The sequence below is a fragment of the Ralstonia nicotianae genome, from assembly GCF_018243235.1.
GTDB lineage: Bacteria > Pseudomonadota > Gammaproteobacteria > Burkholderiales > Burkholderiaceae > Ralstonia > Ralstonia nicotianae.
This window is the reverse complement of sequence record NZ_CP046674.1, coordinates 2,168,003-2,193,661: the sequence shown is the minus strand read 5'-3', so window position 1 is coordinate 2,193,661 and position 25,659 is coordinate 2,168,003. Positions and strand designations below refer to the sequence as shown.

At 66.3% G+C, this 25,659-nt stretch carries 28 protein-coding genes; 16 read left to right on the top strand and 12 right to left on the bottom strand.

What is annotated here, in order from left to right; genetic code table 11:
* The first annotated feature begins 56 nt into the window (after window positions 1-56).
* From GO999_RS09890 to GO999_RS09855, 8 genes are all read left to right on the top strand, one after another.
* On the top strand, window positions 57-1,052 hold the full coding sequence (locus tag GO999_RS09890) for an asparaginase (protein WP_211906191.1): 996 nt from the start codon (window positions 57-59) through the stop codon (window positions 1,050-1,052).
* Between the two features lie 93 nt (window positions 1,053-1,145).
* Window positions 1,146-1,514 carry a 30S ribosomal protein S6 gene (gene rpsF, locus GO999_RS09885; RefSeq protein ID WP_011001256.1) on the top strand — a complete coding sequence of 123 codons (369 nt, stop codon included), beginning with the start codon at window positions 1,146-1,148 and terminating at the stop codon, window positions 1,512-1,514.
* A 65-nt stretch (window positions 1,515-1,579) separates the two neighbouring features.
* Window positions 1,580-1,906 (top strand): primosomal replication protein N, encoded by a 327-nt coding sequence (gene priB / locus GO999_RS09880; RefSeq protein WP_011001257.1) that lies wholly within the window; start codon window positions 1,580-1,582, stop codon window positions 1,904-1,906.
* 12 nt (window positions 1,907-1,918) lie between these two features.
* On the top strand, window positions 1,919-2,197 hold the full coding sequence (gene rpsR, locus GO999_RS09875) for a 30S ribosomal protein S18 (protein ID WP_011001258.1): 279 nt from the start codon (window positions 1,919-1,921) through the stop codon (window positions 2,195-2,197).
* A gap of 25 nt (window positions 2,198-2,222) precedes the next feature.
* Window positions 2,223-2,675, top strand: coding sequence for a 50S ribosomal protein L9 (gene rplI / locus GO999_RS09870; RefSeq protein WP_011001259.1), 453 nt, complete (start codon window positions 2,223-2,225; stop codon window positions 2,673-2,675).
* 153 nt (window positions 2,676-2,828) lie between these two features.
* Window positions 2,829-4,220, top strand: coding sequence for a replicative DNA helicase (locus GO999_RS09865; protein WP_023470404.1), 1,392 nt, complete (start codon window positions 2,829-2,831; stop codon window positions 4,218-4,220).
* Window positions 4,221-4,373: 153 nt separating this feature from the next.
* A complete protein-coding gene (locus GO999_RS09860; protein WP_011001261.1) occupies window positions 4,374-5,000 on the top strand; it encodes a DUF47 domain-containing protein in 627 nt (208 codons plus the stop codon).
* Window positions 5,001-5,014: 14 nt separating this feature from the next.
* Entirely contained in the window at window positions 5,015-6,025 is a 1,011-nt protein-coding gene (locus tag GO999_RS09855) for an inorganic phosphate transporter (RefSeq protein ID WP_011001262.1), read from the top strand.
* 68 nt (window positions 6,026-6,093) lie between these two features.
* Here GO999_RS09855 and GO999_RS09850 read toward each other — a convergent pair whose 3' ends face one another.
* The 12 genes from GO999_RS09850 to GO999_RS09795 all read right to left on the bottom strand — a co-directional run bounded on the left by GO999_RS09850 (window position 6,094) and on the right by GO999_RS09795 (window position 17,906).
* Window positions 6,094-6,870 carry a C40 family peptidase gene (locus GO999_RS09850; protein WP_211906190.1) on the bottom strand — a complete coding sequence of 259 codons (777 nt, stop codon included), beginning with the start codon at window positions 6,868-6,870 and terminating at the stop codon, window positions 6,094-6,096.
* Window positions 6,871-6,999: 129 nt separating this feature from the next.
* Entirely contained in the window at window positions 7,000-7,425 is a 426-nt protein-coding gene (locus GO999_RS09845; RefSeq protein ID WP_016722080.1) for a hypothetical protein, read from the bottom strand.
* A 117-nt stretch (window positions 7,426-7,542) separates the two neighbouring features.
* Window positions 7,543-9,261, bottom strand: a complete 1,719-nt coding sequence (locus GO999_RS09840) for a PhoH family protein (RefSeq protein WP_011001265.1) — start codon at window positions 9,259-9,261, stop codon at window positions 7,543-7,545.
* Between the two features lie 431 nt (window positions 9,262-9,692).
* Window positions 9,693-10,157, bottom strand: a complete 465-nt coding sequence (locus GO999_RS09835) for a peroxiredoxin (protein ID WP_211906189.1) — start codon at window positions 10,155-10,157, stop codon at window positions 9,693-9,695.
* A 107-nt stretch (window positions 10,158-10,264) separates the two neighbouring features.
* Window positions 10,265-11,158 carry a 4-deoxy-4-formamido-L-arabinose-phosphoundecaprenol deformylase gene (locus GO999_RS09830; protein WP_011001267.1) on the bottom strand — a complete coding sequence of 298 codons (894 nt, stop codon included), beginning with the start codon at window positions 11,156-11,158 and terminating at the stop codon, window positions 10,265-10,267.
* A 22-nt stretch (window positions 11,159-11,180) separates the two neighbouring features.
* Window positions 11,181-12,236: a bifunctional UDP-4-keto-pentose/UDP-xylose synthase gene (locus GO999_RS09825; protein ID WP_011001268.1), complete on the bottom strand. Its 1,056-nt coding sequence runs from the start codon at window positions 12,234-12,236 to the stop codon at window positions 11,181-11,183.
* A 10-nt stretch (window positions 12,237-12,246) separates the two neighbouring features.
* A complete protein-coding gene (locus tag GO999_RS09820) occupies window positions 12,247-13,182 on the bottom strand; it encodes a formyltransferase (RefSeq protein ID WP_211906188.1) in 936 nt (311 codons plus the stop codon).
* A complete protein-coding gene (locus GO999_RS09815) occupies window positions 13,179-14,177 on the bottom strand; it encodes a glycosyltransferase (RefSeq protein WP_011001270.1) in 999 nt (332 codons plus the stop codon). Before GO999_RS09815 ends, GO999_RS09820 begins: the two co-directional genes overlap by 4 nt.
* Entirely contained in the window at window positions 14,177-15,337 is a 1,161-nt protein-coding gene (locus GO999_RS09810) for a DegT/DnrJ/EryC1/StrS family aminotransferase (protein ID WP_019718082.1), read from the bottom strand. The genes GO999_RS09815 and GO999_RS09810 overlap by 1 nt, the downstream gene beginning before the upstream one ends.
* Window positions 15,338-15,365: 28 nt before the next feature.
* On the bottom strand, window positions 15,366-15,737 hold the full coding sequence (locus GO999_RS09805) for an SMR family transporter (RefSeq protein ID WP_011001272.1): 372 nt from the start codon (window positions 15,735-15,737) through the stop codon (window positions 15,366-15,368).
* 113 nt (window positions 15,738-15,850) lie between these two features.
* Window positions 15,851-17,521, bottom strand: coding sequence for a glycosyltransferase family 39 protein (locus GO999_RS09800; protein WP_165591427.1), 1,671 nt, complete (start codon window positions 17,519-17,521; stop codon window positions 15,851-15,853).
* Between the two features lie 4 nt (window positions 17,522-17,525).
* Window positions 17,526-17,906 carry an Mth938-like domain-containing protein gene (locus tag GO999_RS09795; RefSeq protein ID WP_211906187.1) on the bottom strand — a complete coding sequence of 127 codons (381 nt, stop codon included), beginning with the start codon at window positions 17,904-17,906 and terminating at the stop codon, window positions 17,526-17,528.
* A 333-nt stretch (window positions 17,907-18,239) separates the two neighbouring features.
* Here GO999_RS09795 and GO999_RS09790 point away from each other — a divergent pair, with 333 nt between their 5' ends.
* The 8 genes from GO999_RS09790 to crcB all read left to right on the top strand — a co-directional run bounded on the left by GO999_RS09790 (window position 18,240) and on the right by crcB (window position 25,527).
* The gene (locus GO999_RS09790) at window positions 18,240-19,481 is read left to right on the top strand and encodes a pyridoxal phosphate-dependent aminotransferase (RefSeq protein ID WP_011001275.1); all 1,242 of its coding nucleotides are present in this window, start codon (window positions 18,240-18,242) and stop codon (window positions 19,479-19,481) included.
* 90 nt (window positions 19,482-19,571) lie between these two features.
* Window positions 19,572-20,891, top strand: a complete 1,320-nt coding sequence (locus GO999_RS09785) for a homoserine dehydrogenase (RefSeq protein ID WP_011001276.1) — start codon at window positions 19,572-19,574, stop codon at window positions 20,889-20,891.
* 31 nt (window positions 20,892-20,922) lie between these two features.
* Window positions 20,923-22,368, top strand: coding sequence for a threonine synthase (thrC, locus tag GO999_RS09780; RefSeq protein ID WP_038962007.1), 1,446 nt, complete (start codon window positions 20,923-20,925; stop codon window positions 22,366-22,368).
* 5 nt (window positions 22,369-22,373) lie between these two features.
* On the top strand, window positions 22,374-22,991 hold the full coding sequence (locus GO999_RS09775; protein WP_019718086.1) for a uracil-DNA glycosylase family protein: 618 nt from the start codon (window positions 22,374-22,376) through the stop codon (window positions 22,989-22,991).
* A 79-nt stretch (window positions 22,992-23,070) separates the two neighbouring features.
* Window positions 23,071-24,330 (top strand): molybdopterin molybdotransferase MoeA, encoded by a 1,260-nt coding sequence (locus tag GO999_RS09770; RefSeq protein ID WP_020831803.1) that lies wholly within the window; start codon window positions 23,071-23,073, stop codon window positions 24,328-24,330.
* A 19-nt stretch (window positions 24,331-24,349) separates the two neighbouring features.
* Complete coding sequence (moaD, locus tag GO999_RS09765; protein WP_019718088.1) at window positions 24,350-24,607, top strand: molybdopterin converting factor subunit 1; 258 nt, start codon at window positions 24,350-24,352, stop codon at window positions 24,605-24,607.
* A gap of 12 nt (window positions 24,608-24,619) precedes the next feature.
* Window positions 24,620-25,150: a molybdenum cofactor biosynthesis protein MoaE gene (locus GO999_RS09760; protein WP_011001281.1), complete on the top strand. Its 531-nt coding sequence runs from the start codon at window positions 24,620-24,622 to the stop codon at window positions 25,148-25,150.
* Window positions 25,147-25,527 (top strand): fluoride efflux transporter CrcB, encoded by a 381-nt coding sequence (crcB, locus tag GO999_RS09755; protein ID WP_011001282.1) that lies wholly within the window; start codon window positions 25,147-25,149, stop codon window positions 25,525-25,527. Before GO999_RS09760 ends, crcB begins: the two co-directional genes overlap by 4 nt.
* The last annotated feature ends 132 nt before the right edge of the window (window positions 25,528-25,659 follow it).

Sequence of the window (25,659 nt, the reverse complement as noted above, 5' to 3'; positions counted from 1 at the left end):
AAAGCGCGGCGGGCGGATACAATGCGCCGCGTCACAATTTCCTGCTTGTCGCGCCGATGTCCTCGTTGCCCACTATCGCCATTCTCGCCACCGGCGGCACCATTGCCGGCTCGGCGGACGATTCCGCTTCCGCGGCCCGCTATCGTGCCGGTGCCGTGCCCATCGACCAGTTGCTGGCAGCCAGCAAGCTGGGCCTGGAACGCATCGCCAACGTGCGCGCCGAGCAGGTCGCGCAGATCGACAGCAAGGACCTGACCTTCGACGTGTGGGAGCGTCTGGTGGCGCGGATCCGTCACTGGATCGATGTGGAGCGTGTGGACGGCGTGGTCATCACGCACGGCACCGACACGCTCGAGGAAACCGCGATGCTGCTGCACCTGGTGTTGCAGACTGACATGCCCATCGTCATGACCGCGGCGATGCGGCCGTCGACGTCGTTGTCGGCGGATGGTCCGCTGAACCTGCTCAATGCCGTGCGCGCAGCCGCCAGCCCTGCCTCGCGCGGGCGTGGCGTGCTGGTGGCCCTGAATCAGCGCGTCCATGCGGCGCGCGACGTGCAGAAGGGGCACACCTACGCTGTCGAGGCGTTTGTGTCGCCGGACGTCGGTCCGCTTGGCTTCGTGCTGGACGCCGCAGTGCAATACCAGCGCGCCGCCCAGCTGCCGGCCGCGGCTGACGGGCTGCCGATGCCGGCTGTCGGGCAATGGCCGTGGGTCGAGGTGCTGTCGAGCTACGCTCAGCCCGATGCGCGCCTGGTCGACGCGCTGGTGGCGGCCGGTGTGCGCGGGCTGGTCATTGCAGCGACAGGGGCGGGGTCCATCCACGCCAATCTGGAAGCTGCGCTGCAGCAGGCGGTCAAGCGGGGCGTGATTGTGCTGCGTTCGACCCGGACTGGGGCCGGCGTGGTGCCGGCGCATCCCGACGGGCAGGGCTGGGCATCGTCCGGGACGCTCAACCCGTACAAGGCGCGCGTGCTCCTGATGCTGCTGATTGCCGCCGGCCGTGCCCAGGCAGAAACGGCCTCCCTGCAGCAAGTCATTGATCGATATTGAAAAAATCGCCAAGGTCTGCGTATAATGGCAGGCTATCCAACCTTGCTGCACCGGAGTGTGACGCCCGGGCGGCTTTATCCAGAAGGAGCGTCAATGCGTCATTACGAAATCGTCTTCATCGTCCATCCGGACCAGAGTGAGCAAGTGCCTGCGATGATCGAGCGCTACAAGAGCACGGTCACGTCGCAAGGCGGCCAAGTGCATCGCGTCGAGGACTGGGGCCGTCGTCAACTGGCCTACATGATCCAGAAGCTGGCCAAGGCTCACTATGTGTGCGTGAACATCGAATGCGGCAAGGAAACCCTGGCCGAACTCGAGCACGCATTCAAGTTCAATGACGCCGTGCTGCGTCACCTCATCGTTCAGACCAAGAAGGCTGAAACGGCACCGTCGCCGATGATGAAGGAAGTGCAGCGCGAAGAAGCCAAGAAGGCTGCAGCGCAAAGCGAACAGGCCGCCTGATGTCGCGCGGTGCGGCGCGCAAGCCGGCCGGGCGGAGCCCAGCCGCGTAATTGTGTACCGCAGCCATGGACGGAACCCCGGGGCACAACGCCATCAACCGACTGCAGCTCGTTGCCACGCTGGCCGAGCGCGAGGTGATGCGTTACACGCCGGCCGGCGTGCCTATCGTGAATTGCCTGCTGAGCTACAGCGGGCAGGCGATGGAAGCGCAGGCAGCGCGACAGGTCGAGTTTTCGATCGAAGCGCTGGGCGCCGGCAAGATGGCCTCGGTTCTGGACCGCATCGCTCCTGGCACCGTCCTGGAGTGCGTCGGATTCCTGGCTCGCAAGCATCGCAGCAGTAAGGCACTGGTCTTTCACATCTCCGGATGTAACGTATTCGTAAAGGATTGAATCATGGCATTCATGAACAAGAAGCAGCGCGACGCAAAGAACAAGAAGCGCTTCCAGCAGCAAAACCCGTTGTTCAAGCGCAAGAAGTTCTGCCGCTTCACCGTGGCGGGCGTCGAGCAGATCGACTACAAGGATCTGGACACCCTCAAGGACTTCATCGGCGAGAACGGCAAGATCACTCCGGCCCGCCTGACGGGTACGCGTTCGCACTACCAGCGCCAGCTCGATACGGCCATCAAGCGTGCGCGCTTCCTCGCGCTGATGCCGTACACCGATCAGCACAAGCACTAATCGACGCGGATAAGGAGAACACACAATGCAAATTATTCTGCTCGAGAAGGTCGTCAACCTGGGCAACCTGGGCGACGTGGTGCGCGTCAAGGACGGTTATGCACGTAACTTCCTGATCCCGAACAAGCAAGCCCGCCGTGCTACGGCTTCGGCAATCCAGGAATTCGAAGCTCGCCGTGCCGAGCTGGAAAAGCTGGCCGCCGAAAGGCTGGCTGCCGCGCAAGCCGAAGGCGAAAAGCTGAACGGCCTGACGCTGCAACTGTCGCAAAAGGCTGGCGTGGACGGCCGCCTGTTCGGCTCGGTCACCAACCACGACATCGCTGCGGCGCTGACGGCTCAAGGCTTCAAGGTCGAGAAGGCGCAAGTGCGCATGCCGAACGGCCCGCTGAAGACCGTCGGCGACCATCCGGTCGCCGTGTCGCTGCACACCGATGTGTCGGTCGACGTGACCGTGTCGGTGCTGGGCGAGACCGTCTAAGCACGTACGCAGGACCCTCGCGTCGCCCGGGCGATCGGCCGGCGCGAGTCAAGAAGGCAGGGACGAAAGTCTCTGCCTTTTTTGTTGCCGTCTGTCTGTTGTTTGCCGCAGGGCCCCCGATTGATGAATGCGCCTCGCCGCTATAATCCCGCCATGAACGCGCCCACCGATCCCCAGCTCGAATCCCTCAAGGTTCCGCCGCATTCCATCGAGGCCGAACAGTCGGTGCTCGGCGGCCTGCTGTTGGACAACGCCGCGTGGGACCGCATCGCCGACTTCATCAACGAGCACGATTTCTATCGCTACGACCACCGGCTGATCTTCCACAACATCGGCAAGCTGATTTCGCAGGCCAAGCCGGCCGACGTGATCACGGTGTACGAGCAGCTGCAGGCAGCGGGCAAGGCGGAAGAGGTGGGTGGCCTGGCCTACCTGAACGCATTGGCGCAGAACACGCCGAGCGCGGCCAACATCCGCCGCTATGCCGAGATCGTCCGTGATCGTGGTGTGCTGCGCCAGTTGGTGACGATTGCCGACGAGATCTCTGCGGGCGCTTTCAACCCGCAGGGTCGAGACGTGCGCCAGTTGCTGGACGAAGCTGAATCCAAGGTGTTCGCGATTGCCGAAGAGGGCGCGCGCGGGCAGAAGGGCTTCCTGGAGATCCAGCCGCTGCTGACGCAGGTGGTCGAGCGCATCGACGAGCTGTACCACCGTGATAATCAGAGCGATATCACCGGTGTGCCGACGGGTTTCGTTGACCTGGACCGCATGACCAGCGGTATGCAGGGCGGTGACCTGATCATCGTGGCCGGTCGCCCGTCGATGGGTAAGACGGCTTTCTCGCTGAACATCGGTGAGCACGTGGCCGTGGAGCAGGGCTTGCCGGTGGCGGTGTTCTCGATGGAAATGGCGGGCACGCAGCTCGCCATGCGGATGCTCGGTTCGGTCGGCCGGCTGGACCAGCACCGCCTGCGCACGGGCCGCCTGCTCGACGAGGACTGGCCGCGCCTGACGCATGCCATCCAGAAGATGAACGACGCGCAGCTGTTCATCGACGAAACACCGGCGCTGAACCCGATGGAGCTGCGCGCGCGTTCGCGCCGGCTGGCCCGGCAGTGCGGGCAGCTTGGCCTGATCATCATCGATTATCTGCAGCTGATGTCGGGCTCGGGTGGCGGCGGCGAGAACCGCGCGACCGAGATCTCGGAAATCTCCCGTTCGCTCAAGGGGCTGGCCAAGGAGCTCAACTGTCCGGTGATCGCGCTGTCGCAGCTGAACCGGAGCCTGGAGCAGCGTCCGAACAAGCGTCCCGTGATGTCGGACTTGCGCGAATCCGGCGCCATCGAACAGGATGCCGACGTGATCCTGTTTATCTACCGCGACCAGGTCTACAATCCTGACTCCCCGGACAAGGGTACCGCCGAAATCATTATCGGCAAGCAGCGTAACGGTCCGATTGGTACCGTTCGGCTGACGTTCCTGGGTGAATACACGAAGTTCGACAACTTCACCGGCGGCAACGCCTTCTTCGATAACGACACCTGACGCAAGCCAAACACCATGTCAGGCCGCCACAACGTCGCGTCACTGGCACGGCGGCGGCTCCGGTAAAATATTGCGTCTTTATGACAACGCCGGCCGAATGTGCCGGCGTTGTTTTACCCCCATTTCAGCGTTCTCCCTTTTCCAAGGAACATCATGTTCGGTCGCTTCATGCCCACCGAAGGCAAGTTTTTCGAATACTTCAATCAGCACGCCGAGTGCGCCGTGACGGCGGCCCACGCATTGAAGGACCTCGTCAACGACTTGCCCAATGCCGAGATGCATGCACGCAACGTGCAGAACATCGAGAAGAAGGCCGACCGCATCACCCACGACACGGTGGAGCTGCTGCACAAGACGTTCATCACGCCGCTGGATCGCGATGAGATCCACAAGCTGATCACGACCATGGACGACATCATCGATCTGATGGAGGACGTGTCGCTGACCATCTCGCTGTACGACGTGACCAACGTGACGGACGAGGCCCGCCAGCTGGCCGCGTTCAGCGTGTCGTGCTGCGAGGAGGTGCGCAAGGCCGTAGCGCTGCTCGATGACATGAACAATGGCCGGCAGATCCTGACCATCGCGCAGGAAATCGATCGCCTCGAATCCGAAGCCGACCGCGTCATGCGTGCCGCCATGGCCAAGCTGTTCCGCACCGAGAGCGACATCAAGCTGCTGATCAAGCTCAAGGCGATCTACGAGCAACTGGAGAGCATCACCGATCGTTGCGAGGATGTCGCCAACATCATCGAAGGCATCGTGCTCGAGAACGCCTGACGAGACGACGCCTCATGCACACACTCCAGATCAGTCTTTGGGTGGTTGTCCTGCTGGTGGCGCTGGCCATCCTGTTCGATTTCATGAACGGCTTCCACGATGCGGCCAACTCCATTGCCACGGTGGTGTCGACCGGCGTGCTCAAGCCGCAGCAGGCGGTGGCGATGGCCGCGGCCTGCAACGTGATCGCCATTTTCATCTTTCACCTCAAGGTCGCGACGACGGTGGGGCGCGACACCATCGACCCGAGCATCGTCGATCACTACGTCATTTTCGGTGCCCTGGTGGGGGCGATCGCCTGGAACATCGTCACCTGGTATTACGGCATTCCGTCGAGCTCGTCGCATGCGTTGATCGGCGGGCTGGTGGGGGCGGCCGTGGCCAAGTCGGGCACGGGCTCGCTGGTGGCCAGCGGTCTGCTGAAGACGGTGGCGTTCATCCTGATTTCGCCGCTGCTGGGGTTCATCCTCGGCTCCTGCCTGATGATCGCGGTGTCCTGGCTGTTCTTCCGCACGCCGCCTTCCAAGGTGGACCGCTGGTTCCGGCGGCTGCAGTTGCTGTCGGCGTCGCTGTACAGCTTGGGCCACGGCGGCAACGATGCGCAGAAGACCATCGGCATCATCTGGATGCTGCTGATCGCCGGGGGGTATGCCTCGGCCACGGCAAGCACGCCGCCGATCTGGGTGATCGTGTGCTGCTACGTAGCGATCGGCATGGGCACGCTGCTGGGCGGCTGGCGCATCGTCCGGACCATGGGGCAGAAGATCACCAAGCTCAAGCCGGTGGGCGGTTTTTGCGCTGAAACCGGTGGCGCGCTGACGCTGTTCTTTGCTTCGGCGCTGGGCGTGCCGGTTTCGACCACGCATACCATCACCGGCGCCATTGTCGGCGTGGGCGCGGCACAGAAGGCTTCGGCCGTGCGCTGGGGCGTCGCGGGCAATATCGTCTGGGCGTGGGTCCTGACGATCCCGGCGTCGGCCTTCATGGCGGCGATCGCCTGGTGGATCGGACGGCAGTTGCTCTGAACCTGCCGCAGCCGTTCAAACAGAAACGCCCACCATCCGGTGGGCGTTTTGTTTGGTGCAGCAGGCGCTTATTGCGTGGCGAAGCGTGCGATCGGGTCGTCGTCCGCGGGCGGTACGACAACCGGCGCAGCGTTGCGCGTCGACATCAGGGGCGAGGATTCCGTGCCGCGGGCGCGCGCCAGTGTGCCAAGCGGGTCGTCGTCGTTCGCGTGGGCTGGCGCGGTGGCGGGCGCGGCCGCACCGGCGGCGATGCTCTGCGTGGCGGCAGCGGGGGACGCGGGCAAGTCGGGCAGGTTGCTGACCGCGACCACGCGGCGCGCGCCCATGTAACGGCTCGCCCAGTAGCGCTTGCTCATGTCTTCCAGCCGGACGGTGCCGCCGGTGGCCGGCGCATGCACGAAGCGGTTCTGGCCCACATAGATGCCGACGTGGGAATTCGGCCGGCCGGTCGTGTTGAAGAAGACCAGGTCGCCTGATGCGACGTCGCGGCGCTCGAGCGCGAAGCCGCGCGTGCCCATTTCCGCCGCCGTGCGCGGCAGGTTGACCGAGGCGGCGCGCTGCACGACGTAGCGCACCAGTCCGCTGCAGTCGAAGCCGCTGTCGGGCGTGTTGCCGCCGTAGCGGTATGGCGTGCCGACCAGCGCCATCGCTTCGATGGAGATTTCTTCCAGCCCGGCACTCGGATCGTTGATCGCCGCACCGTGCGTGCGCTGCACCGACGCGTCACGCGAGGTGAGGGAGCGGGTGGGCGTGGAGGAGCAGGCGGACAGCAGGCAGGCCAGCGCGATGATCGCGAGGCCCGCCCACTGCGTGCTGCTGCGCGGAGAACCGTGCCGGTTCGGCATGGGCGATCGATGAAGTCCGGATAGCTCGCATGCTATGCGCCCCGCGTGGGAAAGCCAAACCGCGTGTTGGCAGGGCGCAACGCCAGACGCGGTGCGGGTCCGTCCAGCCGGACCCAGTTACGGCGCGGCTTACCAGCGCAACTGGACGTTGCGCGTGCTGCCGGTCTGCACCGTGGCGCGCTTGGTCGCGCCCTCGTAGGTGGCGATGATGTTGTAGCTGGCCGGCGGTGCCTTGATCAGGCAGCGCGGTCCGTCAGCGCGGAAGCTGGCGACTTCCTTGCCGTGCCGCGTGAGCTGGACGTCGACATCGGCGAGGTATTCACCGCGCGGCCCTTGCGTGAAGAGCAGGGACAGGTTGTAGTTGCGCGCCTCGGCGTTCAGGGCCTCCTGTTCATCTTGCGCGACACCGCCGCAGACGTAGCTGATCTGGCCGGCGGTCTTTGGTACGAGGTTGTCGGCAAGCGCAACGGACGCGCCGGCGGACAACAACATCGCCAGTGCGACCGACGGCAGTGTCGAGCGCGTACGGAACTGCGGATTTCGCTGCACATGCATGGTCGGGCCTCCATTGAAACAAGGGAGTACCCAGTGAGCAGCAAAAAAAAGGCCGCGCAAACGCGCGGCCCCATGGCAGCAAGGTCGGCAGCCGGCCGGGCGGCTGCCTTGTGGTGGCTAGAGCACGTCCGACGCGTGATCCGCCAGGCGCGAGCGTTCGCCGCGCGCCAGCGTGATGTGGCCGCCATGGCTCCAGCCCTTGAAGCGGTCCACCACGTAGGTCAGGCCCGATGACCCTTCGGTGAGGTAGGGCGTATCGATCTGCGCGATGTTCCCCAGGCACACGATCTTGGTGCCCGGGCCCGCGCGCGTGACCAGGGTTTTCATCTGCTTGGGCGTCAGGTTCTGGGCTTCGTCGATGATCAGGAACTTGTTGACGAAGGTGCGGCCGCGCATGAAGTTCATGCTCTTGACCTTGATGCGCGAGCGGATCAGCTCCTGGGTCGCCGCGCGGCCCCATTCGCCGGCGTTGTCGTCGGATTTCTGCAGCACCTCGAGGTTGTCGTCGAAGGCGCCCATCCAGGGCTGCATCTTCTCTTCCTCCGTGCCCGGCAGGAAGCCGATGTCTTCGCCCACCGGCACCGTGGCCCGCGTGATGATGATCTCGTTGTAGAGCTTCTGGTCGAGCACCTGCTCGAGCCCGGCGGCGAGCGCGAGCAGCGTCTTGCCGGTGCCGGCCTGGCCCAGCAGCGAGACGAAATCGATCTCGGGATGCATCAGCAGGTTGAGCGCGAAGTTCTGCTCGCGGTTGCGCGCGGTCACGCCCCAGACGTTGTTCTTCTGGTGCGTATAGTCCTTCAGCGTCTGCAGCACGGCGGTCTTGCCGTTGAGCTCCTTGACCTGTGCGTACAGCGGCAGGCTGCCGTCGTTGGGCTCCAGGAAGACGAACTGGTTGACCAGGAACGAGGGCACCAGCGGGCCCGACAGCCGGTAGAACGTCGTGCCGACCTTCGGGTCTTGCCAGCTTTCGATGTTCTTGCCGTGCTTCTGCCAGAAATCGGCGGGCAGGGACATCACGCCGCTGTAGAGCAGGTCGGTGTCTTCCAGCACGCGGTCGTTGAAGTAGTCCTCCGCCGGCAGGCCGAGGGCGCGCGCCTTGATCCGCATGTTGATGTCTTTCGACACCAGCACGACATGGCGGTCGGGGCGCTGCTGCTGCAGCGCGGACACCACGCCCAGGATCTGGTTGTCCGCCTTGCCCTGCGGCAGGCCATCGGGCAGCTTGATGTCGTTCAGACGGGTCTGGAAGAACAGGTGGCCCTGCGCGTCGCGGTTGCCCAGCTTGGCCAGCGGCAGGCCGTCCTCCATCACGCCGTCGGTGCCGGCCACCAGTTGGTCGAGCGTGCGGCTGACCGCGCGGGCGTTGCGCGCGACTTCGCTCATGCCCTTCTTGTGGTTGTCCAGCTCCTCCAGCGTCATCATGGGCAGATAGACGTCGTGCTCCTCGAAGCGGAACAGCGAGGACGGATCGTGCATCAGCACGTTGGTGTCCAGCACGAAGAGCTTGGTCGGCCCATCGTCGCGGCGTGCCCGGCGGCGGGCGGCGGTTTCGGTCGATTTGTCCGTCGCGCCGACCTTGTCGACGGCCTTGGCGATGACGGCGGGGCGTTGGCGCGCGTCGTCCTTGGCCATGGGCGACGCCTCGCCGAGGCGGGCCTGGGCGGGGCTGCGTTTGGGTTGTGCGCGGCCGGTTTCGGACAGTGCTTCGCGCTCGAGGGCGGGCACCGGTTTTCGAGGCTCCTGACCCGCCTTGGGCCTTGCGGCTTTGCCGAAAGGCTTGAATTCAGCCGGGTCGAGCAGCTGGGCTGGCTGGGTGGGCATGGTCGGCAGCGGCATGCTTGGATTACCTCTCTGGAGGGAACGACAACGGAACACCGCACCCGTTGTCGGCGGGGCGGTGCAGATGGAAATGGGGAGAAGCGCCGTGGCGGTGGCGTCCGGATGGCGGCCACAAAAAAGCCGCCGTAGCCTGTGGGAGGCGGGGCGGCCTGTAGGAACGCCACAACAAGCTGCACGATCCGGACGTTCTACCCGGGCGATGTTCCGGGGAGGACGCGGAAGCGGTACCTGACCGACTTGGCCGCCGGTACCGTCGTGGGCAATCGGAATGGCATCCGGATTTCGTACTCATCGGTTCCGACTGTATCGGAAGCCTTTGTGATTTGCAATCGGCCGGATGTGACGGCCGATCTCGCGTTGCGGCCGCGCGAAACCGGTGGGAAAGCCAGCGCCGGCGAGGCTTGGCGGACGCTTCCGTGCGCGATCGGCTACAGCGCGCGGACCGCCCCCAGCACTTCGTCCACGTGGTTGGGCACCTTGACGCCGCGCCATTCCTGGCGCAGTACGCCCTTGCGGTCGATCAGGAAGGTGCTGCGCTCGACACCCCGGACGTCCTTGCCGTACATCTTTTTCATCTTGATGGTGTCGAAGAGCGCGCAGACCGCCTCGTCGGCATCGGAGAGCAGCTCGAAGGGCAGTTCCAGCTTGGCCTTGAAGTTCTCGTGCGACTTCAGGCTGTCGCGGGAGATGCCGAACACCACGGCATCGGCGGCCTCGAATGCGTCGTACTGGTCACGGAAGTTCATGGCCTCGGTGGTGCAGCCGGGCGTGTTGTCCTTCGGGTAGAAATACAGCACCACGACCTTGCCGCGCTGCCCGGCCAGCGAGAACGTGAGGCCGCTGGTGGCTGGCGCGGAGAAGTCGGGGAGAGGCTGGTCGAGCGTGACGGGCATGATGGTGTTCCGGAAGACCGCGGGTAAAGACGTGGTACGGCGAAGTTGAAACGGCAAGGACCTGGACCCTGGAGCCTCCCGGCAAGCCGTCCGTGACGGCGCGGAATTCAGGCCGGTTGCACGATCAGGCTGCCGCTGCGGCCCGGAATTTCGCCCCACGTGACGGGTTGCACGGGGAGCGTGCCGTGGTCCAGCGTCGCGTGGTAGTCGCCCATCGACGCCAGCCGATGGCCCTGGGCACGCCAGCCTCGCAGCAGTTCTTCGAAGATCGGGGCGAGTTTCTGCCCTTCAAGCTCCGCATGCAAGGTAAATACCTGGTCGCGGTCGGATGCCGTCATCTTGAGGAGGTGGCCGGCGACGGTGTCCGTCGTCAGGCCATCCACGCCGATGAGTTCGTCCAGCGTCGGCAGGGTGGTCGGCAACTGCACATGCTTGAGCGGCTGGCCGTCGATGCTCGGGATATACGGATGCGTGCCGCGGCCGTCGGAAGCGTATGCCATGCCCCAGGCGTCGATCTGGCGGAAGGCGTGGTCGTTCATCTGCCAGCCGGCGGCGCCGTGCGTGACCGGCGGCTTGCCGAAGACCTGCACGAAGCGCGCATGGGCGGCACCCATCTGGCGGGCCGTCCAGGCGGCGTCGCGCTGGCGGACGTTGTCCTGCCAGCGGACGTGATCCCAGGTGTGGATGCCGGTCTCGAAGCCTGCCTCGGCAACCGCGCGCATCTCGGCGGCGGCCTTGCGGCCGATGTCGGGGCCGGGCAGGAGCACGCCGTACATCAGCGTGCGCAGGCCGTAGTGCTCGACCACGGAGGTGCGCGAGACCTTCTTCAGGAAGCCGGGGCGGAAGGCCCGGCGCAGGGCCCAGCCGGTGTGGTCGGGTCCCAGGCTGAACAGGAAGGTCGCGCCCGCCTCGTGCGCGCGCAGCATGCGGACGAGGTTGGGCACGCCTTCGCGCGTGCCGCGCAGGGTGTCGACGTCGATCTTGAGGACGATGAGGGCCATGGACCTGCGCGGGGGCTTCGGCTCAGTCGACCAGGCTGCGCGCCTCGGCGGCGTGCTCGCGGTAGGCTTCGAAGATGTTCGCCAGGGTGTCTTCCATGGTGGTGGTCGGCTTCCAGCCGAGTTCTTCCATGGTGTTGGCGATCTTCGGCACGCGGTTCTGCACGTCCTGGTAGCCCTTGCCGTAGTAGGCGCCCGAGGTCGTTTCCACCAGCTTGACCTTCTGGGCGTTTTCCTTGTACTCGGCGATGGTGCCGGCCTTCTTCAGCATCATCTCGGCCAGTTCGCGCACCGAGTAGTTGTTCGACGGGTTGCCGATGTTGTAGATCTTGCCCGAGGCGACGCCGTCCTTGTTGGCGATGATGCGCACCAGCGCGTCGATGCCGTCATCGACATAGGTGAAGGCGCGCTTTTGCTGGCCGCCGTCGACCAGCTGGATGTTCTCGCCGCGCACGATGTGGCCGAGGAACTGCGTGACCACGCGCGACGAGCCTTCCTTCGGGGTGTGGATCGAGTCCAGGCCCGGGCCGATCCAGTTGAACGGGCGGAACAGCGTGAAGTTCAGGCCTTCCATGCCGTAGCCCCAGATCACGCGGTCCATCAGCTGCTTGGAGCAGGCGTAGATCCAGCGCGGCTTGTTGATCGGGCCGTAGACCAGCGGCGAGGCTTCCGGGTCGAATTCGTCGTCGCCGCACATGCCGTAGACCTCGGAGGTCGACGGGAACACCAGATGCTTGCCGTACTTGGCGGCGGAGCGGACGATCGGCAGGTTGGCCTCGAAGTCCAGCTCGAACACGCGCAGCGGCGCCTTGACGTAGGTCGACGGCGTGGCGATGGCCACCAGCGGCAGGATCACGTCGCACTTGCGCACGTGGTATTCCACCCACTCCTTGTTGATGGTGATGTCGCCTTCAAAGAAGTGCATGCGCGGATGGTTGACCAGATCGCCCAGGCGCTCGGTCTGCATGTCCATGCCATAGACCTCCCACTGGGAGATTTCCGGGTCCGTGCTCTCCAGGATGCGCTTGGACAGGTGGTGGCCGATAAAGCCGTTGACGCCGAGGATCAGTACTTTCTTCATGAAGGCAAACTCAAGAACAGGAGAGGGCGAGCCGGTTGGCGAGCTGTTGCGCAGTCACGACCGTGGTCGTGGACGGCGCCTGGGGCTCGACGCGCCAGAGCTCGTGGATGGCGATGGCTCCCCCATCGCCGCACACGCCAAACATCGCATTATCCACGACGTGCAACCCTGGGGGCAAATTCGAGAAGGACTGTCGCGCCAGGCGGGCCCGCGCGACGATGTAGCGTTCACCGCTGGCGTCCGTGAAGGCGCCCGGATAGGGTGGCGCCACGGCGCGCACGAGGTTGTAGACCTGCTGGGCGGGCCGGGACCAGTCGATGCGGCCGTCTTCGGGCTTGCGGCCGCCGAAGTAGCTGCCGTCTTCGAGCCGGTTGGGGCGCTGCGGAATCCGGCCGGCGATCATGTCCGGCAGCACGCGCCAGAGCGTCTGTTCGGCCGCCACGGTCGTCTTTTCGAAGACTTCATGGGCCGTGTCGTCCGGCAGGATCGGCACGATGGTCTGGTCGACGATATAGCCGGCATCCGGCTTTTCGACCATTTCGTGCAGGGTGGCGCCGCTTTCGGTCTCGCCATGCAGGACGGCCCAGTTGGTCGGCACGCGGCCGCGGTACTTCGGCAGCAGCGAGCCGTGCATGTTGAACGCGCCGTGCCTGGCCAGGCCGAGCAGGCGCACCGGGATCATGTGCCGGTAGTAGAACGAGAAAATGAAATCCGGCGCGATGGCGGCGATGCGGGCGAACAGGTCTTCGCCGCGCGCGTCTTCCGGCGTGACGAAGGGGATGCCGAGCTCCTGCGCGGTGGCGCGCACGCTGCCGAACCAGATGTTCTCGGTGGCGCTGTCCTCGTGCGTGACCACCAGCTCGATCTGGATGCCGCGCGCGGCCAGCACGCGCAGGCAGCGCACACCGACGTTGTGGTACGCAAAGACGACCGCGCGCCGCGTCATGCTGCGCCCCGCTGCGCCTTGGACACGTTCAGGTCGGCGGCGCCGGCCTCGTGCAGGTTGGGCGCGTCTTCCAGCACGCCCTGCACCAGGTAGCGCGGACGCTCGCGCACCTGCTGGTAGATCCGGCCGATGTACTCGCCCAGCAGCCCGATGCCGAACAGCAGCACCCCCATCAGGAAGAACGTGATGGCAAACAGCGTGAACACGCCCTGGACTTCCGCGCCAAGGACGAAGCGGCGCACGACCAGCAGGACGAACAGCACCGCCGAGGCGAGCGACAGCAGCATGCCGATCGCCGAGAACCACTGCAGCGGCACCACCGAGAAGCCCGTCACCAGGTCGAAGTTCAGGCGGATCAGCTTGTAGAGCGAGTACTTGGATTCGCCCGCGAAGCGCTCTTCGTGGTCGACTTCGATCTCGGTCGGGTTCTTGGCGAAGGTGTAGCCCAGCGCCGGGATGAAGGTGTTGACTTCGCGGCAGCGGTTGATGGTGTCGACGATGGGGCGGCTGTAGGCGCGCAGCATGCAGCCCTGGTCGGTCATCTTGATGTGCGTGATGCGCTCGCGCAGCGAGTTCATGGCGCGCGACGCGGTGCGGCGGAACCAGGTGTCCTGCCGGTTGCGGCGGATGGTGCCGACGTAGTCGTAGCCTTCGTCGAGCTTGGCGACCAGGCGGCCGATCTCTTCGGGCGGGTTCTGCAGGTCGGCGTCCAGCGTGATGACGCGCTCGCCGCGGGCGTGCTCGAAGCCGGCCAGGATGGCCATGTGCTGGCCGTAGTTGCCGTTGAACAGCACCACGCGGGTGGTGTCGGGCCGCGCGCGGAACTGCTCGGCGAGCATGGCGGCGGAGCGGTCCCGGCTGCCGTCGTTGATGAACACGACCTCGTACGAGATGCCGAGTGCATCGAGGGCGGGATACAGGCGCGCGAACAGGGCGGCGAGCCCCTCTTCCTCGTTGTAGACGGGAATGACGACCGAGAGAGCGGGTGTCTTCATTATTGGTGTTGGATGCAGAGTTGGCGGACCGCATTGACTACGCGGTCCACGTCGGAATCTTCCATGGCGGCGAACATCGGCAGCGTCACGATGGCGCGCCCGATGCGCTCGGCCACCGGGAACATGCCCGGGCCCCAGCCGAGCTCGCGGTACAGCTTGAACAGGTGGATGGGCGGATAGTGCACGCCGGTGCCGATGCCCATGGCCTTCAGCCCGGCCATGAAGCCGGCGCGATCGACCTTGAGGCGATCGAGCGGCAGCACGATCTGGAACATGTGCCAGTTGGTGTGCGCGAAATCTTCGACCGGCAGCTCGATGCCGAACGATTCGATGTCGGCCGCGCGCATGGCGGCGAAGTAGCGGCGGGCCAGCGCGGCGCGGCGCGCGGTGATGGCCTCCAGCTGGGCGAACTGGCCGAGGCCGATGGCGGCGTTGACGTCGGTCAGGTTGAACTTGCCGCCCACCACGTCGACTTCCATGCCGTCGAAGCCGGTGCGGACCACACCCTGCAGGCGGTATTTCTCGGCCAGCACGGCTTCTTCGGGCGTGTTCAGCACGAGCGCGCCGCCCTCGATGGTGGTGATGTTCTTGTTGGCCTGGAAGCTGAAGCTGACCAGGTCGCCGAGCTGGCCGATGCGCTGGTCGCCCCAGCGCGAGCCGATGGCCTGCGCGGCGTCTTCCACCACGCGCAGTTTGTGGCGGCGGGCGATGTCGTACAGGCGGTCCATGTCCACCGGCAGGCCCGACAGGTAGACCGGGATGATCGCGCGCGTGCGCGGCGTGATGGCGGCCTCGATCTTGTCCAGGTCGATGTTGCGGGTGACTGGGTCGATGTCGACGAAGACGGGCCTGGCGCCGACCGTCAGCACCACGTTGGAGGTGGCCACCCACGAGATGGGCGTGGTGATGACCTCGTCGCCGGGGCCGATGCCCGCGACGCGCAGCGCCACTTCCATCGTGGCGGTGCCGTTGGCGAAGGTGCGCACCGGGCGGCCGCCGAAGTATTCCGACAGCGCGGCTTCGAACGCGGCGACCTTGGGGCCCGAGGTGATCCAGCCCGAGCGCAGCACATCGGCCACGGCGGCGATGGTCGCCTCGTCGATGGTGGGGCGCACGAAGGGCAGGAACGGTTGTTCGGCGACGGCGTTGGTTTGGGTCATGGGATGTCGATCAGGAGAGTTGGGCAGGTCAGGAGCGCGCCAGCACGAACACGCCGATCAGGATGATGGTGATGCCGATCAGCCGCTGGAGCGACAGCACCTCTCCAAAGAGATACCACGCCAGGATCGCGTTGACCACGTAGCCCAGTGACAGCATCGGATACGCAATGGTCACATCCACGCGCGACAGACCGAGAATCCAGACCACCACGGAAATCACGTAGCAGGCCAGCCCGCCGATGATGGGCAGCTGGGTCGCAAGCTTGATGCCGATCGGCACGATGTTTTCCACCGAGAAGGCGAAGCGTCCGATGGCGTTGACGCCCGCCTTCAGCAGCAATTGGGCGCAGGCGTTGAGCATCACGCCCGTCAAGATCAGCCCGAAAGTGACGAGATTCATGTGTTGTGTTGTTGTGATTTTACCGACCGCAGCAGTGTTTCCCCCGGCGCCGCGGGCGGCATGTTACGACAAATCCGCTTGCGTGCCCCTTTCAGCACGCCCTCGCGGGACATTCATTGGCGCCGCACGATGACCCGGCGCGCGTCCTGGGCGATGGCCGTCATCGGCACGCCCTGCGCGGCGAGGCGCTGGTACGTGCCCGGGCTCATCATGGCCACGGCCTGGCCGCCGTCGCGCCAGCGGGCGACGAAGGCGTCGGTGGTCGGAATCCACTTGGCCGGCTCGTGCTCGACGCCGAAGGCCAGCTCGTCGGGCTCCTGCACCATGACAGCCGGTGTGTCGAGGTAGAACGGCATTGTATGGTCCAGACGCTCCACCGCATAGAACGGCACGCCCGGCTTCAGCCACGGCTTGACGGCCGGCACGAGATCGATACCCGACATCGAGCGCCCGAACGCTTCGTGGCCGAGCAGCGCGACGGTGAAAGTGAGGAACCAGCCGCACGCGAACGCCGCCAGGCTCTCGAAGCGCCGGGCCGAGCACCGCAGCGCCAGCCACGTCAGCGTTGCGCCGGCCACGAAGGCCACGGCCAGGAACGCCGCGAACCGCGCGAAGACTGCGTTCGGATACATCTCCGACGACATCGTGGCGAGATAGCCACAGGCGGCCAGGCCGACGAGGCTCACGCCCAGGAAGGCCTTGAGCTGCCAGCGCCACATGCGCTCGCTCGTCTGCTCGAGCGCGAGCGCCGCCAGGACCGCCAGCGCCGGCACGGTCGGGAAGATGTAGCCCGGCAGCTTGGAGTTGGACACGCTGAAGAACGCAAAGATCAGCACGGCCCACAGCCCCAGCAGCAGGGTCGGGCGGAAGCCGTTGGCGGCGGTCCGGTCGCGCGCCGTCGTCAGCCGCGCCGCGCCGGGCAGTTGTGCCAGCCACGGCAGGAAGCCGGCCACCAGCAGCGGCACGAAATACCACAGCGGCGCCTGGCGGTGATGCACGGTCGACGTGAAGCGCTGGAAATGCTCGTGTACGAAGAAGAACCAGGCGAACTCGGGGTTGCGCGCCGAGATCAGCACGAACCAGGGCGCGCCGACGGCGAAGAAGACCACCAGCCCGGTCACCAGGTGCAGGCGCTTCCACAGTGCCCAGTCGCGCGCGACGAGCGTGTAGACCACCAGCACGAAGCCCGGCAGCACCACGCCGATCAGGCCCTTGCTCAGCACCGCCAGGGCCATCGCGGCCCAGCAGGCCCACATCCAGTCGCGCCGCCGCGCCGGCGTGGCGTCCGGATGCTGCGCCAGCAGCAGTGCCGCCAGTGCCATCGTCATGCAGCCCGCCACGCCCATGTCGAGCGAATTGAAATGCGCGCCCACGTTCCACATCGGCGCGCTTGCCAGCACCAGCGCGCTGATCACGGCCACGCGCTTGCCCCACCAGCGCGCGGCGGCCAGCATCGTGAAGGCAATGCCGATGACGCCGGACAGCGCCGTGAACAGGCGCGCCTGCCAATCGCCGACGCCGAACAGCGTGTAGGCGAGGGCGGTGCCCCACATCTGCAGCGGCGGCTTTTCGAAGTATTTCAGGTCGTTGTAGCGGATCGTCACCCAGTCGCCCGAGGTGAACATCTCGCGGGCGATCTCGGCGTAGCGGCCTTCGTCGGTGGGGATCAGGTGGCGGTAGCCCAGCGTGCCGAGCCAGACGGCCAGCAGCGCGGCCGCCAGCAGCCACAGGGTGGAGGTGCGCCAGGGCAGGGCCGGCGCGGTGTCGGAGCGGTCGATCGGCATGCGGTCAGTCGCGCTCGATCAGCAGCGCGGCGGCCACTTTGCGGCCTTCGGCCATCAGGATGTTGTAGGTGCGGCAGGCGGCCTGGAGGTCCATGGTCTCCACGCCGATGCGGTGGGCGGCCAGCGCGGCGGTCAGGCGCGGGTGCGGAAAGCGCAGCCGGCTGCCGCTGCCGAACACCACCACTTCGGGCGTCAGTTCCAGCAGGCGGGCGAAATGCTCGGGCGTCAGGTCTTCGAAGCGCGCGACGTCCCATGGCACGACGGCGCCCTCGGGCATCACCAGCAGAGACTGCTCGTGGCGCACCTTGTTGATTTCGATGTAGCCGTCACCGTAGGCGGTGAAGGTGTTGAGCACGTTGGACGGATCGGAAGAGTGGAGCTTCAAGGCGGGAATCCCATCGGGCGCGCCGGCTGCGGCGCTGGGCGGCAGGGCGCGCGGGGTTTCGGGCACCGGCCGGTGCGCGGCGTTGTGTGGCGCTGTTGCGCGGCGGGCCGGTAGACCTCGCTGCGTTGCAAAAATGCGCGCCGAAGTCTGTCATAATGGGCTAAATTATATCTTTTTCTCTCTGTCGCCCGCCGCGACACAAGCTGCGCCGGAGCCGATGGAGCGTGCAGAGCCGCGCCCGCGGGTGCGCCATCGCTGCCGCACCACGATCGCGGCCCCCGCGTCACCCAGATTCCAGCCACGCCCAACACCAAGCCAGCCTCGACGCCGCCCGTGAAAACGATCCAGAAATCCGCCAAGCTCAACAACGTCTGCTATGACATCCGCGGCCCCGTGCTGGAGAAGGCCAAGCAGATGGAGGAAGAGGGCCACCAGATCATCAAGCTGAACATCGGCAACCTAGCCCCGTTCGGCTTCGATGCCCCGGAAGAGATCCAGCAGGACATGATCCGCAACCTGCCCAACTCGGCCGGCTACTCGGATTCCAAGGGCATCTTTGCGGCGCGCAAGGCGGTGATGCACTACACGCAGCAGCAGGGCATCAAGAACGTCACGCTGGACGACATCTACCTGGGCAACGGCGCCTCCGAGCTGATCGCGCTGGCCACCAACGCGCTGCTCGACGCCGGCGACGAACTGCTGCTGCCCGCACCCGATTACCCGCTGTGGACCGCCATGACCAGCCTGTCGGGCGGCACGCCGGTGCATTACCTGTGCGACGAGTCCAACGGCTGGATGCCCGACCTGGACGACATCCGCGCCAAGATCACGCCCAACACCAAGGGCATCGTCGTCATCAACCCGAACAATCCGACCGGCGCGCTGTATTCGGACGCGCTGCTGCACGACATCATCGCCATCGCACGCGAGCACGGGCTGGTGATCTTTGCCGACGAGGTGTACGACAAGGTGCTGTTCGACGACAACCGGCACACCGCCATGGCCTCGCTGTCGGAGGATGTGCTGACCGTCACGTTCAACAGCCTGTCCAAGAGCTACCGCTCGTGCGGCTACCGCGCGGGCTGGATGGTGGTGTCGGGCGACAAGCGTCCGGCCAAGGACTACATCGAAGGCCTGAACATGCTGTCGTCGATGCGCCTGTGCGCCAATGTGCCGGGGCAGTGGGCGATCCAGACGGCGCTGGGCGGCTATCAGAGCATCAACGACCTGGTGGCGCCGGGCGGCCGCATGCGCCGCCAGCGCGACCTGGCCTACGAACTGATCACCGCCATTCCCGGCGTGAGCTGCGTCAAGCCGAAGGCGGCGCTGTACATGTTCCCGCGCCTGGATCCGTCGGTGTACCCGATCGACGACGATCAGACCTTCATTCGCCAACTGCTGGAGGAAGAGCGCGTGCTGCTGGTGCAGGGCACGGGCTTCAACTGGCATTCGCCGGACCACTTCCGCATCGTCTTCCTGCCGCACGAGGACGACCTGCGCGAGGCCATCGGCCGAATTGCGCGCTTCCTGGAGCGGTACCGTCAGCGTCACGGTACTGGCATCCGGGCCGCCTGAACTCGGTCATCCGCCAGATCCGTCGTTGCGGGGCAGACCGAAGTGTCTGCCCTGTCCGTTTTTTGCCTTTCCGCTTTTACAACACGTCTCATGAAACCCATCAAGATCGGCCTGCTCGGGCTCGGTACCGTCGGTGGCGGTACGCTCAAGGTTCTGCAACGGAACCAGGAAGAAATCCGGCGCCGCGCCGGGCGCGGCATCGAGGTCGCCCTGATTGCGGTGCGCAACGTCGAGCGCGCCCGCGCCATCGTGCAGGAAACCGGCGCGAGCGTGCCGGTGGTGGACGACCCGGTTGCGGTGGTGGATTCGCCCGAGATCGACATCGTGGTGGAGCTGATCGGCGGCTATGACCTGACGCGCGAGCTGGTGCTGCGCGCCATCGCCAACGGCAAGCACGTGGTCACGGCCAACAAGGCGTTGCTGGCGGTGCACGGCAACGAGATCTTCAAGGCCGCCCAGGACAAGGGCGTGATGGTGGCGTTCGAGGCTGCGGTGGCCGGCGGCATCCCCATCATCAAGGCGCTGCGCGAGGGGCTGACGGGTAACCGCATCGAGTGGATCGCCGGCATCATCAACGGCACCACCAACTTCATCCTGTCGGAGATGCGCGACAAGGGCCTGGACTTCGGCACGGTGCTCGCGGAGGCCCAGCGCCTGGGCTATGCCGAGGCCGATCCGACCTTCGACATCGAGGGCTTCGATGCCGCCCACAAGCTCACGCTGATGAGCGCCATCGCCTTCGGCGTGCCGGTGCAGTTCGAGCGCGCCTATGTGGAGGGCATCACCAAGCTGGAGGCGGTCGATATCCGCTACGCGGAGGAGCTCGGCTACCGCATCAAGCTGCTCGGCCTGACGCGCCGCGCCGAGGCGGGCATCGAGCTGCGCGTGCACCCGACGCTGGTGCCGGCCACGCGCCTGATCGCCAACGTGGAAGGTGCGATGAACGCCGTGGTGGTGCAGGGCGATGCCGTCGGCCCGACGCTGTACTACGGCAAGGGTGCCGGCGCCGAGCCGACCGCTTCGGCCGTGGTGGCCGATCTGGTGGACGTGACGCGCCTGCACACCGCCGATCCGGAGCACCGCGTGCCGCACCTGGCGTTCCAGCCGGATGCGCTGTCCAACACGCCGCTGCTGCCGATCGAAGAAGTGCGCTCGGCCTACTACCTGCGCATGCGCGTGGCCGACGAGACCGGTGTGCTGGCCGACATCACCCGCATCCTGGCCGAGTCCGGCATCTCGATCGACGCGATGCTGCAGAAGGAATCGCGCGAGGGCGAGCCGCAGACCGACATCATCATGCTGTCGCACGTGGTGGTGGAGAAGCAGGTCAATGCCGCCATCGCCGCCATCGAGGCGCTGCCGACCGTGCTGTCCAAGGTCACGCGCCTGCGCATGGAAGAATTGAACTGACGCGCCCGACGTTTTCGAGATCGCCATGAGCATGCAATACCGTTCCACGCGCGGCCACGCCGAGCCGCAGAGCTTCTCCCGCATCCTGCTGGGCGGCCTGGCGCCGGACGGCGGCCTGTACCTGCCCGAGCAGTACCCGCAAGTCAGCGTCGAAGAGCTGACGCGTTGGCGCGACCTGCCGTATGCGGACCTCGCCTTCGAGATCCTGCGCAAGTTCGCCACCGACATCCCCGAGGATGACCTGCGCGCGCTGACCCGCCGCACCTACACGCCCGAGGTCTACTGCAACGCGCGCAACGGCGACAACACCGCCGACATCACGCCGCTGCACCGCCTGGGCGAGGAGGCCGGCACGTCGCTGTCGCTGCTGTGCCTGTCGAACGGCCCGACGCTGGCCTTCAAGGACATGGCGATGCAGCTGCTGGGCAACCTGTTCGAATACGCGCTCGACCGCGAGCACGCCGAGCTGAACATCCTGGGCGCGACCTCCGGCGACACCGGCAGCGCGGCCGAATACGCCATGCGCGGCAAGCGCGGCGTGCGCGTGTTCATGCTGAGCCCGCACCGCAAGATGAGCGCGTTCCAGACCGCGCAGATGTTCAGCCTGCAGGACAAGAACATCTTCAACATCGCCATCGAAGGCGTGTTCGATGACGCTCAGGACATCGTCAAGGCGGTGTCGAATGATCTGGAATACAAGGCCCGCCAGAAGATCGGCACGGTCAACTCGATCAACTGGGCGCGTGTCGTCGCCCAAGTCGTCTACTACTTCAAGGGCTACCTGCTGGCGGCTCCGAAGATCGGCGACAAGGTGTCGTTCTGCGTGCCGTCGGGCAACTTCGGCAACGTCTGCGCCGGTCACATTGCGCGCATGATGGGCCTGCCGATCGACAAGCTCGTCGTTGCCACCAACGAGAACGACGTGCTCGACGAGTTCTTCCGCACCGGTACTTACCGCGTGCGTTCGGCCGCGCAGACGTACCACACGTCCAGCCCGAGCATGGATATCAGCAAGGCCTCGAACTTCGAGCGCTTCGTGTTCGACCTGCTGGGCCGCGATCCGGCGCGCCTCGCGCAGCTGTTCCGCGACGTGGACGAGAAAGGCGGTTTCTCGATGACGGGCAAGCCGGAGTTCGACCGCATCGCCGAGTTCGGTTTCGTCTCGGGCCGCAGCACGCACGAAGATCGCGTCAACACGATCCGCGATGTGTTCGCCCGCTACGGCACGATGGTCGACACCCACACCGCCGACGGCGTGAAAGTGGCGCGCGAAAACCTGGTGCCCGGTGTGCCGATGGTGGTGCTGGAGACGGCGCTGCCGGCCAAGTTTGGTGACACCATCCGCGAAGCGCTGGACCGCGAGCCGGAGCGTCCGGCCGGTTACGCTGACATCGAATCGCTGCCGCAGCGCTTCGAAGTCATGCCTGCCGATGCCGATCGCATCAAGGGCTACATCGCCCAGCACACCGGTCTGTAAAAGTCATGGCAGTCGTGCCGGATGATGTGGCCGAGGCAGCGTTCGCAAGCTGCCTGCACGACATCCGCGCCTGCCGTCTGTGCGAAGGCGCGCTGCCGCACGAGCCGCGCCCGGTGGTCTTGGCGGACCGCCGCGCCCGCGTGCTGATCGTCGGGCAGGCGCCCGGGCGCATCGTCCACGAGACCGGCATTCCCTGGAACGACCGCTCGGGCGATCGCCTGCGCGAGTGGCTGCGGATCGGCTACGACGCGTTCTACGCCGACCGGCGCATCGCCGTGGTGCCGATGGGCTTCTGCTTTCCCGGTACGGGGCCCAACGGCGATCTGCCGCCGCGGCCGGCGTGCGCGCCGCAATGGCACCGGCCGCTGCTGACGGCGATGCCGGACCTGAAGCTGGCGCTGCTGGTCGGCGGCTACGCGCAGCGCTACTACCTCGACGTGCCGCGCGGCATGCCGCTGACCGAGGTGGTCCGCCGCGGCCCGGTGCGGGACGCCGAGGGGCGCGTGCTGTTTCCGCTGCCGCATCCGAGCCCGCGCAACCTGGCCTGGTTCAAGCACAACCCGTGGTTCGACGCGCAGATCGTGCCGCAGCTGCGCGCGGCGCTGGCTGCCGCATTCGCCTGATCGATCGGACGGCGCCGATGCCTGGCGCTGTAGCAGAACCGATACAATCAGAGTCTCTCTCCTGATTCTGTTTTTCCGCATGTCCGCCAACGATGCTCCCGCCGTCAAACCGTCCCTGCTGACGCTCGAGGCGGCGCTGTCGCAGCTGCTCGCCGCCGCGCGGGGCCTGACCGAGACCGAAACGGTGCCGACGCTGCACGCCAACGGCCGCGTGCTGGCCCAGGCCGTGCGCAGCGGCCTGAACGTGCCGCCGGCCGACAACACGCAGATGGATGGCTACGCCGTGCGCGCGGCCGATATCACCGCGCCGGGCGCGCGCCTGAAGGTGGCGCAGCGCATTCCCGCCGGCCAGGTCGGCCGGCCGCTCCAGGCCGGCGAGGCGGCGCGCATCTTCACCGGCGCGCTGATCCCGCCGGGCGCCGATGCGGTGGTCATGCAGGAGCAGTGCAAGGCCGATCCCGACACCGGCACCGTCGTCATCGACCACGTGCCGGAGGCGGGTGAATGGATTCGCCGCGCCGGCGAGGACATCACCGCTGGCGCCGAGATTCTCCCGCGCGGCACGCGCCTGGGGGCGCAGCAGCTCGGGCTGGCGGCGTCGGTCGGCTGCGCGGGCCTGCAGGTGGTGCGCCGTCCGCGCGTGGCGGTGTTCTTTACCGGCGATGAGCTTGCCATGCCGGGGGAGCCGCTCAAGCCGGGCGCCATCTACAACTCCAACCGCTTCACGCTGCGCGCGCTGCTGGAAAACCTCGGCTGCGAGATCACCGATTTCGGCATCGTGCCCGATACGCTGCAGGCCACGCGCGACACCCTGCGCGAGGCCGCCGAGGCGCACGACCTCATCATCACGTCGGGCGGCGTGTCGGTGGGCGAGGAAGACCACATCAAGCCGGCGGTGGAGGCCGAGGGGCGCCTGAACCTGTGGCAGATCGCCATCAAGCCGGGCAAGCCGCTGGCCTTCGGCGAGGTGCGCAGGCCACAGGGCATGGCGGGCGGGCCGGCGGCCTTCTTCATCGGCCTGCCGGGCAACCCGGTCTCGAGCTTCGTCACCTTCCTGCTGTTCGTGCGGCCGTTCATCCTGCGCTTGCTGGGTGTGGACGACGTGACGCCGAAGCGCATCCCGATGCGGGCCGATTTCGCGCTGCCCAAGGGCGATCGCCGCAACGAGTTCCTGCGCGCCCGCATCAATGCCGGCGGCGGGCTGGACCTGTTCCCGAACCAGAGCTCGGGCGTGCTGACTTCCACCGTCTGGGGCGACGGGCTGATCGACAATCCGCCCAACCAGCCGATCGCGGCGGGCGACACGGTGGCCTTCCTGCCGTTCGCGGGCCTGGTGTAATGAGATGAGTGAGATGGACATGCAGATCGAATTGCGTTTTTTCGCCAGCGTGCGCGAGCAACTGGGCACCTCGCACGAGGCGGCCGCCGTGCCGGACACGGTGCGCACCGTCGGCGAGCTGCGCCGCTGGCTGGCCGCGCGTGGGCCGGCGTGGGGCGAGACCCTGGCCGAGGGCCGCGCGCTGCGCATGGCGCTGGACCACGATGTGGTCACCGCCGATGCGCCGCTGCGCGAGGGCTGCGAGGTCGCGTTCTTTCCGCCGGTGACGGGCGGCTGAGGGGAGGCGCGCATGCCCACGATACGTGTACAGGAAGCGGATTTCGACCTGGGCGCCGAGATCGCCGCGCTGCGCGCGGGCCGGCCGCAGATCGGCGCGGTGGCGAGCTTCATCGGTACGGTGCGCGACATCAACGACGGCAGCGGCGTGTCCGAGATGGAGCTGGAGCACTATCCGGGCATGACGGAGAAGGCGCTGGCCAATATCGTCGACGCGGCGATGCAGCGCTGGGACCTGATCGATGCGCTGGTCATCCACCGGGTCGGCAAGCTCCGGCCCGAAGACCAGATCGTGCTGGTGGCGGTGGCGTCCGGCCATCGCGGCGAGGCCTTTGCCGCCTGCGAATTCATCATGGACTACCTCAAGAGCGAGGCCCCGTTCTGGAAGAAGGAGCAGACGGCGCAGGGTGCCCGCTGGGTCGACGCGCGCGTGACCGATGAACGGGCGCTGGCGCGCTGGGGCATCGTCACGGACAACGCCTCGGCTGCCACCGCCCAGGCAGCCTCCGCCAACGACCAGAACCAGAAGGACCGCGACGCATGAGCGGGATGGGGTTCGTGGCCGTGGGCGTGGGTGCCGCGCTGGGTGCATGGCTGCGCTGGGCATTCGCGGTGCTGTGGAATGCGATCAACCCCGCCTTGCCGTATGGGACGCTGGCGGCCAATCTGCTGGGCGGCTATCTGATCGGCGTGGCGGTCGGCTTCTTCGACACGCACGCGAGCCTGCCGCCGGAATGGCGCCTGCTGGCGGTCACGGGGTTCCTCGGTGGCCTGACCACGTTTTCGACGTTCTCCAGCGAGGTGATGGCCAACATCCTGGCCGGCGACTACGCCATCGGCATGCTGCACGTCGCGGCGCACCTGGGCGGTTCGCTGTTCCTGACCATGCTGGGGCTGTGGACGGTGCGCACGCTCGGCTGAGCGCGGACCGGTTGCGTGGGCGCGATGTGGAATTGCGCTTGAAGGCCAGGCGTTCGATTCACATACTGGTTGTACCTGCGGCGGCGTAGGCCGCTGCATTGCAGGCGGTTGCCGCGGGTAGTGTGTGCCGTT

Excerpts from the sequence above, each read along its gene's own strand:
- GO999_RS09890 (WP_211906191.1), top strand. The coding sequence starts at position 57 with ATGTCCTCGTTGCCCACTATCGCCATTCTCGCCACCGGCGGCACCATT.
- rpsF (WP_011001256.1), top strand. The coding sequence starts at position 1,146 with ATGCGTCATTACGAAATCGTCTTCATCGTCCATCCGGACCAGAGTGAG.
- priB (WP_011001257.1), top strand. The coding sequence starts at position 1,580 with ATGGACGGAACCCCGGGGCACAACGCCATCAACCGACTGCAGCTCGTT.
- rpsR (WP_011001258.1), top strand. The coding sequence starts at position 1,919 with ATGAACAAGAAGCAGCGCGACGCAAAGAACAAGAAGCGCTTCCAGCAG.
- rplI (WP_011001259.1), top strand. The coding sequence starts at position 2,223 with ATGCAAATTATTCTGCTCGAGAAGGTCGTCAACCTGGGCAACCTGGGC.
- GO999_RS09865 (WP_023470404.1), top strand. The coding sequence starts at position 2,829 with ATGAACGCGCCCACCGATCCCCAGCTCGAATCCCTCAAGGTTCCGCCG.
- GO999_RS09860 (WP_011001261.1), top strand. The coding sequence starts at position 4,374 with ATGTTCGGTCGCTTCATGCCCACCGAAGGCAAGTTTTTCGAATACTTC.
- GO999_RS09855 (WP_011001262.1), top strand. The coding sequence starts at position 5,015 with ATGCACACACTCCAGATCAGTCTTTGGGTGGTTGTCCTGCTGGTGGCG.
- GO999_RS09850 (WP_211906190.1), bottom strand. The coding sequence starts at position 6,870 with ATGCCGAACCGGCACGGTTCTCCGCGCAGCAGCACGCAGTGGGCGGGC.
- GO999_RS09845 (WP_016722080.1), bottom strand. The coding sequence starts at position 7,425 with ATGCATGTGCAGCGAAATCCGCAGTTCCGTACGCGCTCGACACTGCCG.
- GO999_RS09840 (WP_011001265.1), bottom strand. The coding sequence starts at position 9,261 with ATGCCGCTGCCGACCATGCCCACCCAGCCAGCCCAGCTGCTCGACCCG.
- GO999_RS09835 (WP_211906189.1), bottom strand. The coding sequence starts at position 10,157 with ATGCCCGTCACGCTCGACCAGCCTCTCCCCGACTTCTCCGCGCCAGCC.
- GO999_RS09830 (WP_011001267.1), bottom strand. The coding sequence starts at position 11,158 with ATGGCCCTCATCGTCCTCAAGATCGACGTCGACACCCTGCGCGGCACG.
- GO999_RS09825 (WP_011001268.1), bottom strand. The coding sequence starts at position 12,236 with ATGAAGAAAGTACTGATCCTCGGCGTCAACGGCTTTATCGGCCACCAC.
- GO999_RS09820 (WP_211906188.1), bottom strand. The coding sequence starts at position 13,182 with ATGACGCGGCGCGCGGTCGTCTTTGCGTACCACAACGTCGGTGTGCGC.
- GO999_RS09815 (WP_011001270.1), bottom strand. The coding sequence starts at position 14,177 with ATGAAGACACCCGCTCTCTCGGTCGTCATTCCCGTCTACAACGAGGAA.
- GO999_RS09810 (WP_019718082.1), bottom strand. The coding sequence starts at position 15,337 with ATGACCCAAACCAACGCCGTCGCCGAACAACCGTTCCTGCCCTTCGTG.
- GO999_RS09805 (WP_011001272.1), bottom strand. The coding sequence starts at position 15,737 with ATGAATCTCGTCACTTTCGGGCTGATCTTGACGGGCGTGATGCTCAAC.
- GO999_RS09800 (WP_165591427.1), bottom strand. The coding sequence starts at position 17,521 with ATGCCGATCGACCGCTCCGACACCGCGCCGGCCCTGCCCTGGCGCACC.
- GO999_RS09785 (WP_011001276.1), top strand. The coding sequence starts at position 19,572 with ATGAAACCCATCAAGATCGGCCTGCTCGGGCTCGGTACCGTCGGTGGC.
- thrC (WP_038962007.1), top strand. The coding sequence starts at position 20,923 with ATGCAATACCGTTCCACGCGCGGCCACGCCGAGCCGCAGAGCTTCTCC.
- GO999_RS09775 (WP_019718086.1), top strand. The coding sequence starts at position 22,374 with ATGGCAGTCGTGCCGGATGATGTGGCCGAGGCAGCGTTCGCAAGCTGC.
- GO999_RS09770 (WP_020831803.1), top strand. The coding sequence starts at position 23,071 with ATGTCCGCCAACGATGCTCCCGCCGTCAAACCGTCCCTGCTGACGCTC.
- moaD (WP_019718088.1), top strand. The coding sequence starts at position 24,350 with ATGCAGATCGAATTGCGTTTTTTCGCCAGCGTGCGCGAGCAACTGGGC.
- GO999_RS09760 (WP_011001281.1), top strand. The coding sequence starts at position 24,620 with ATGCCCACGATACGTGTACAGGAAGCGGATTTCGACCTGGGCGCCGAG.
- crcB (WP_011001282.1), top strand. The coding sequence starts at position 25,147 with ATGAGCGGGATGGGGTTCGTGGCCGTGGGCGTGGGTGCCGCGCTGGGT.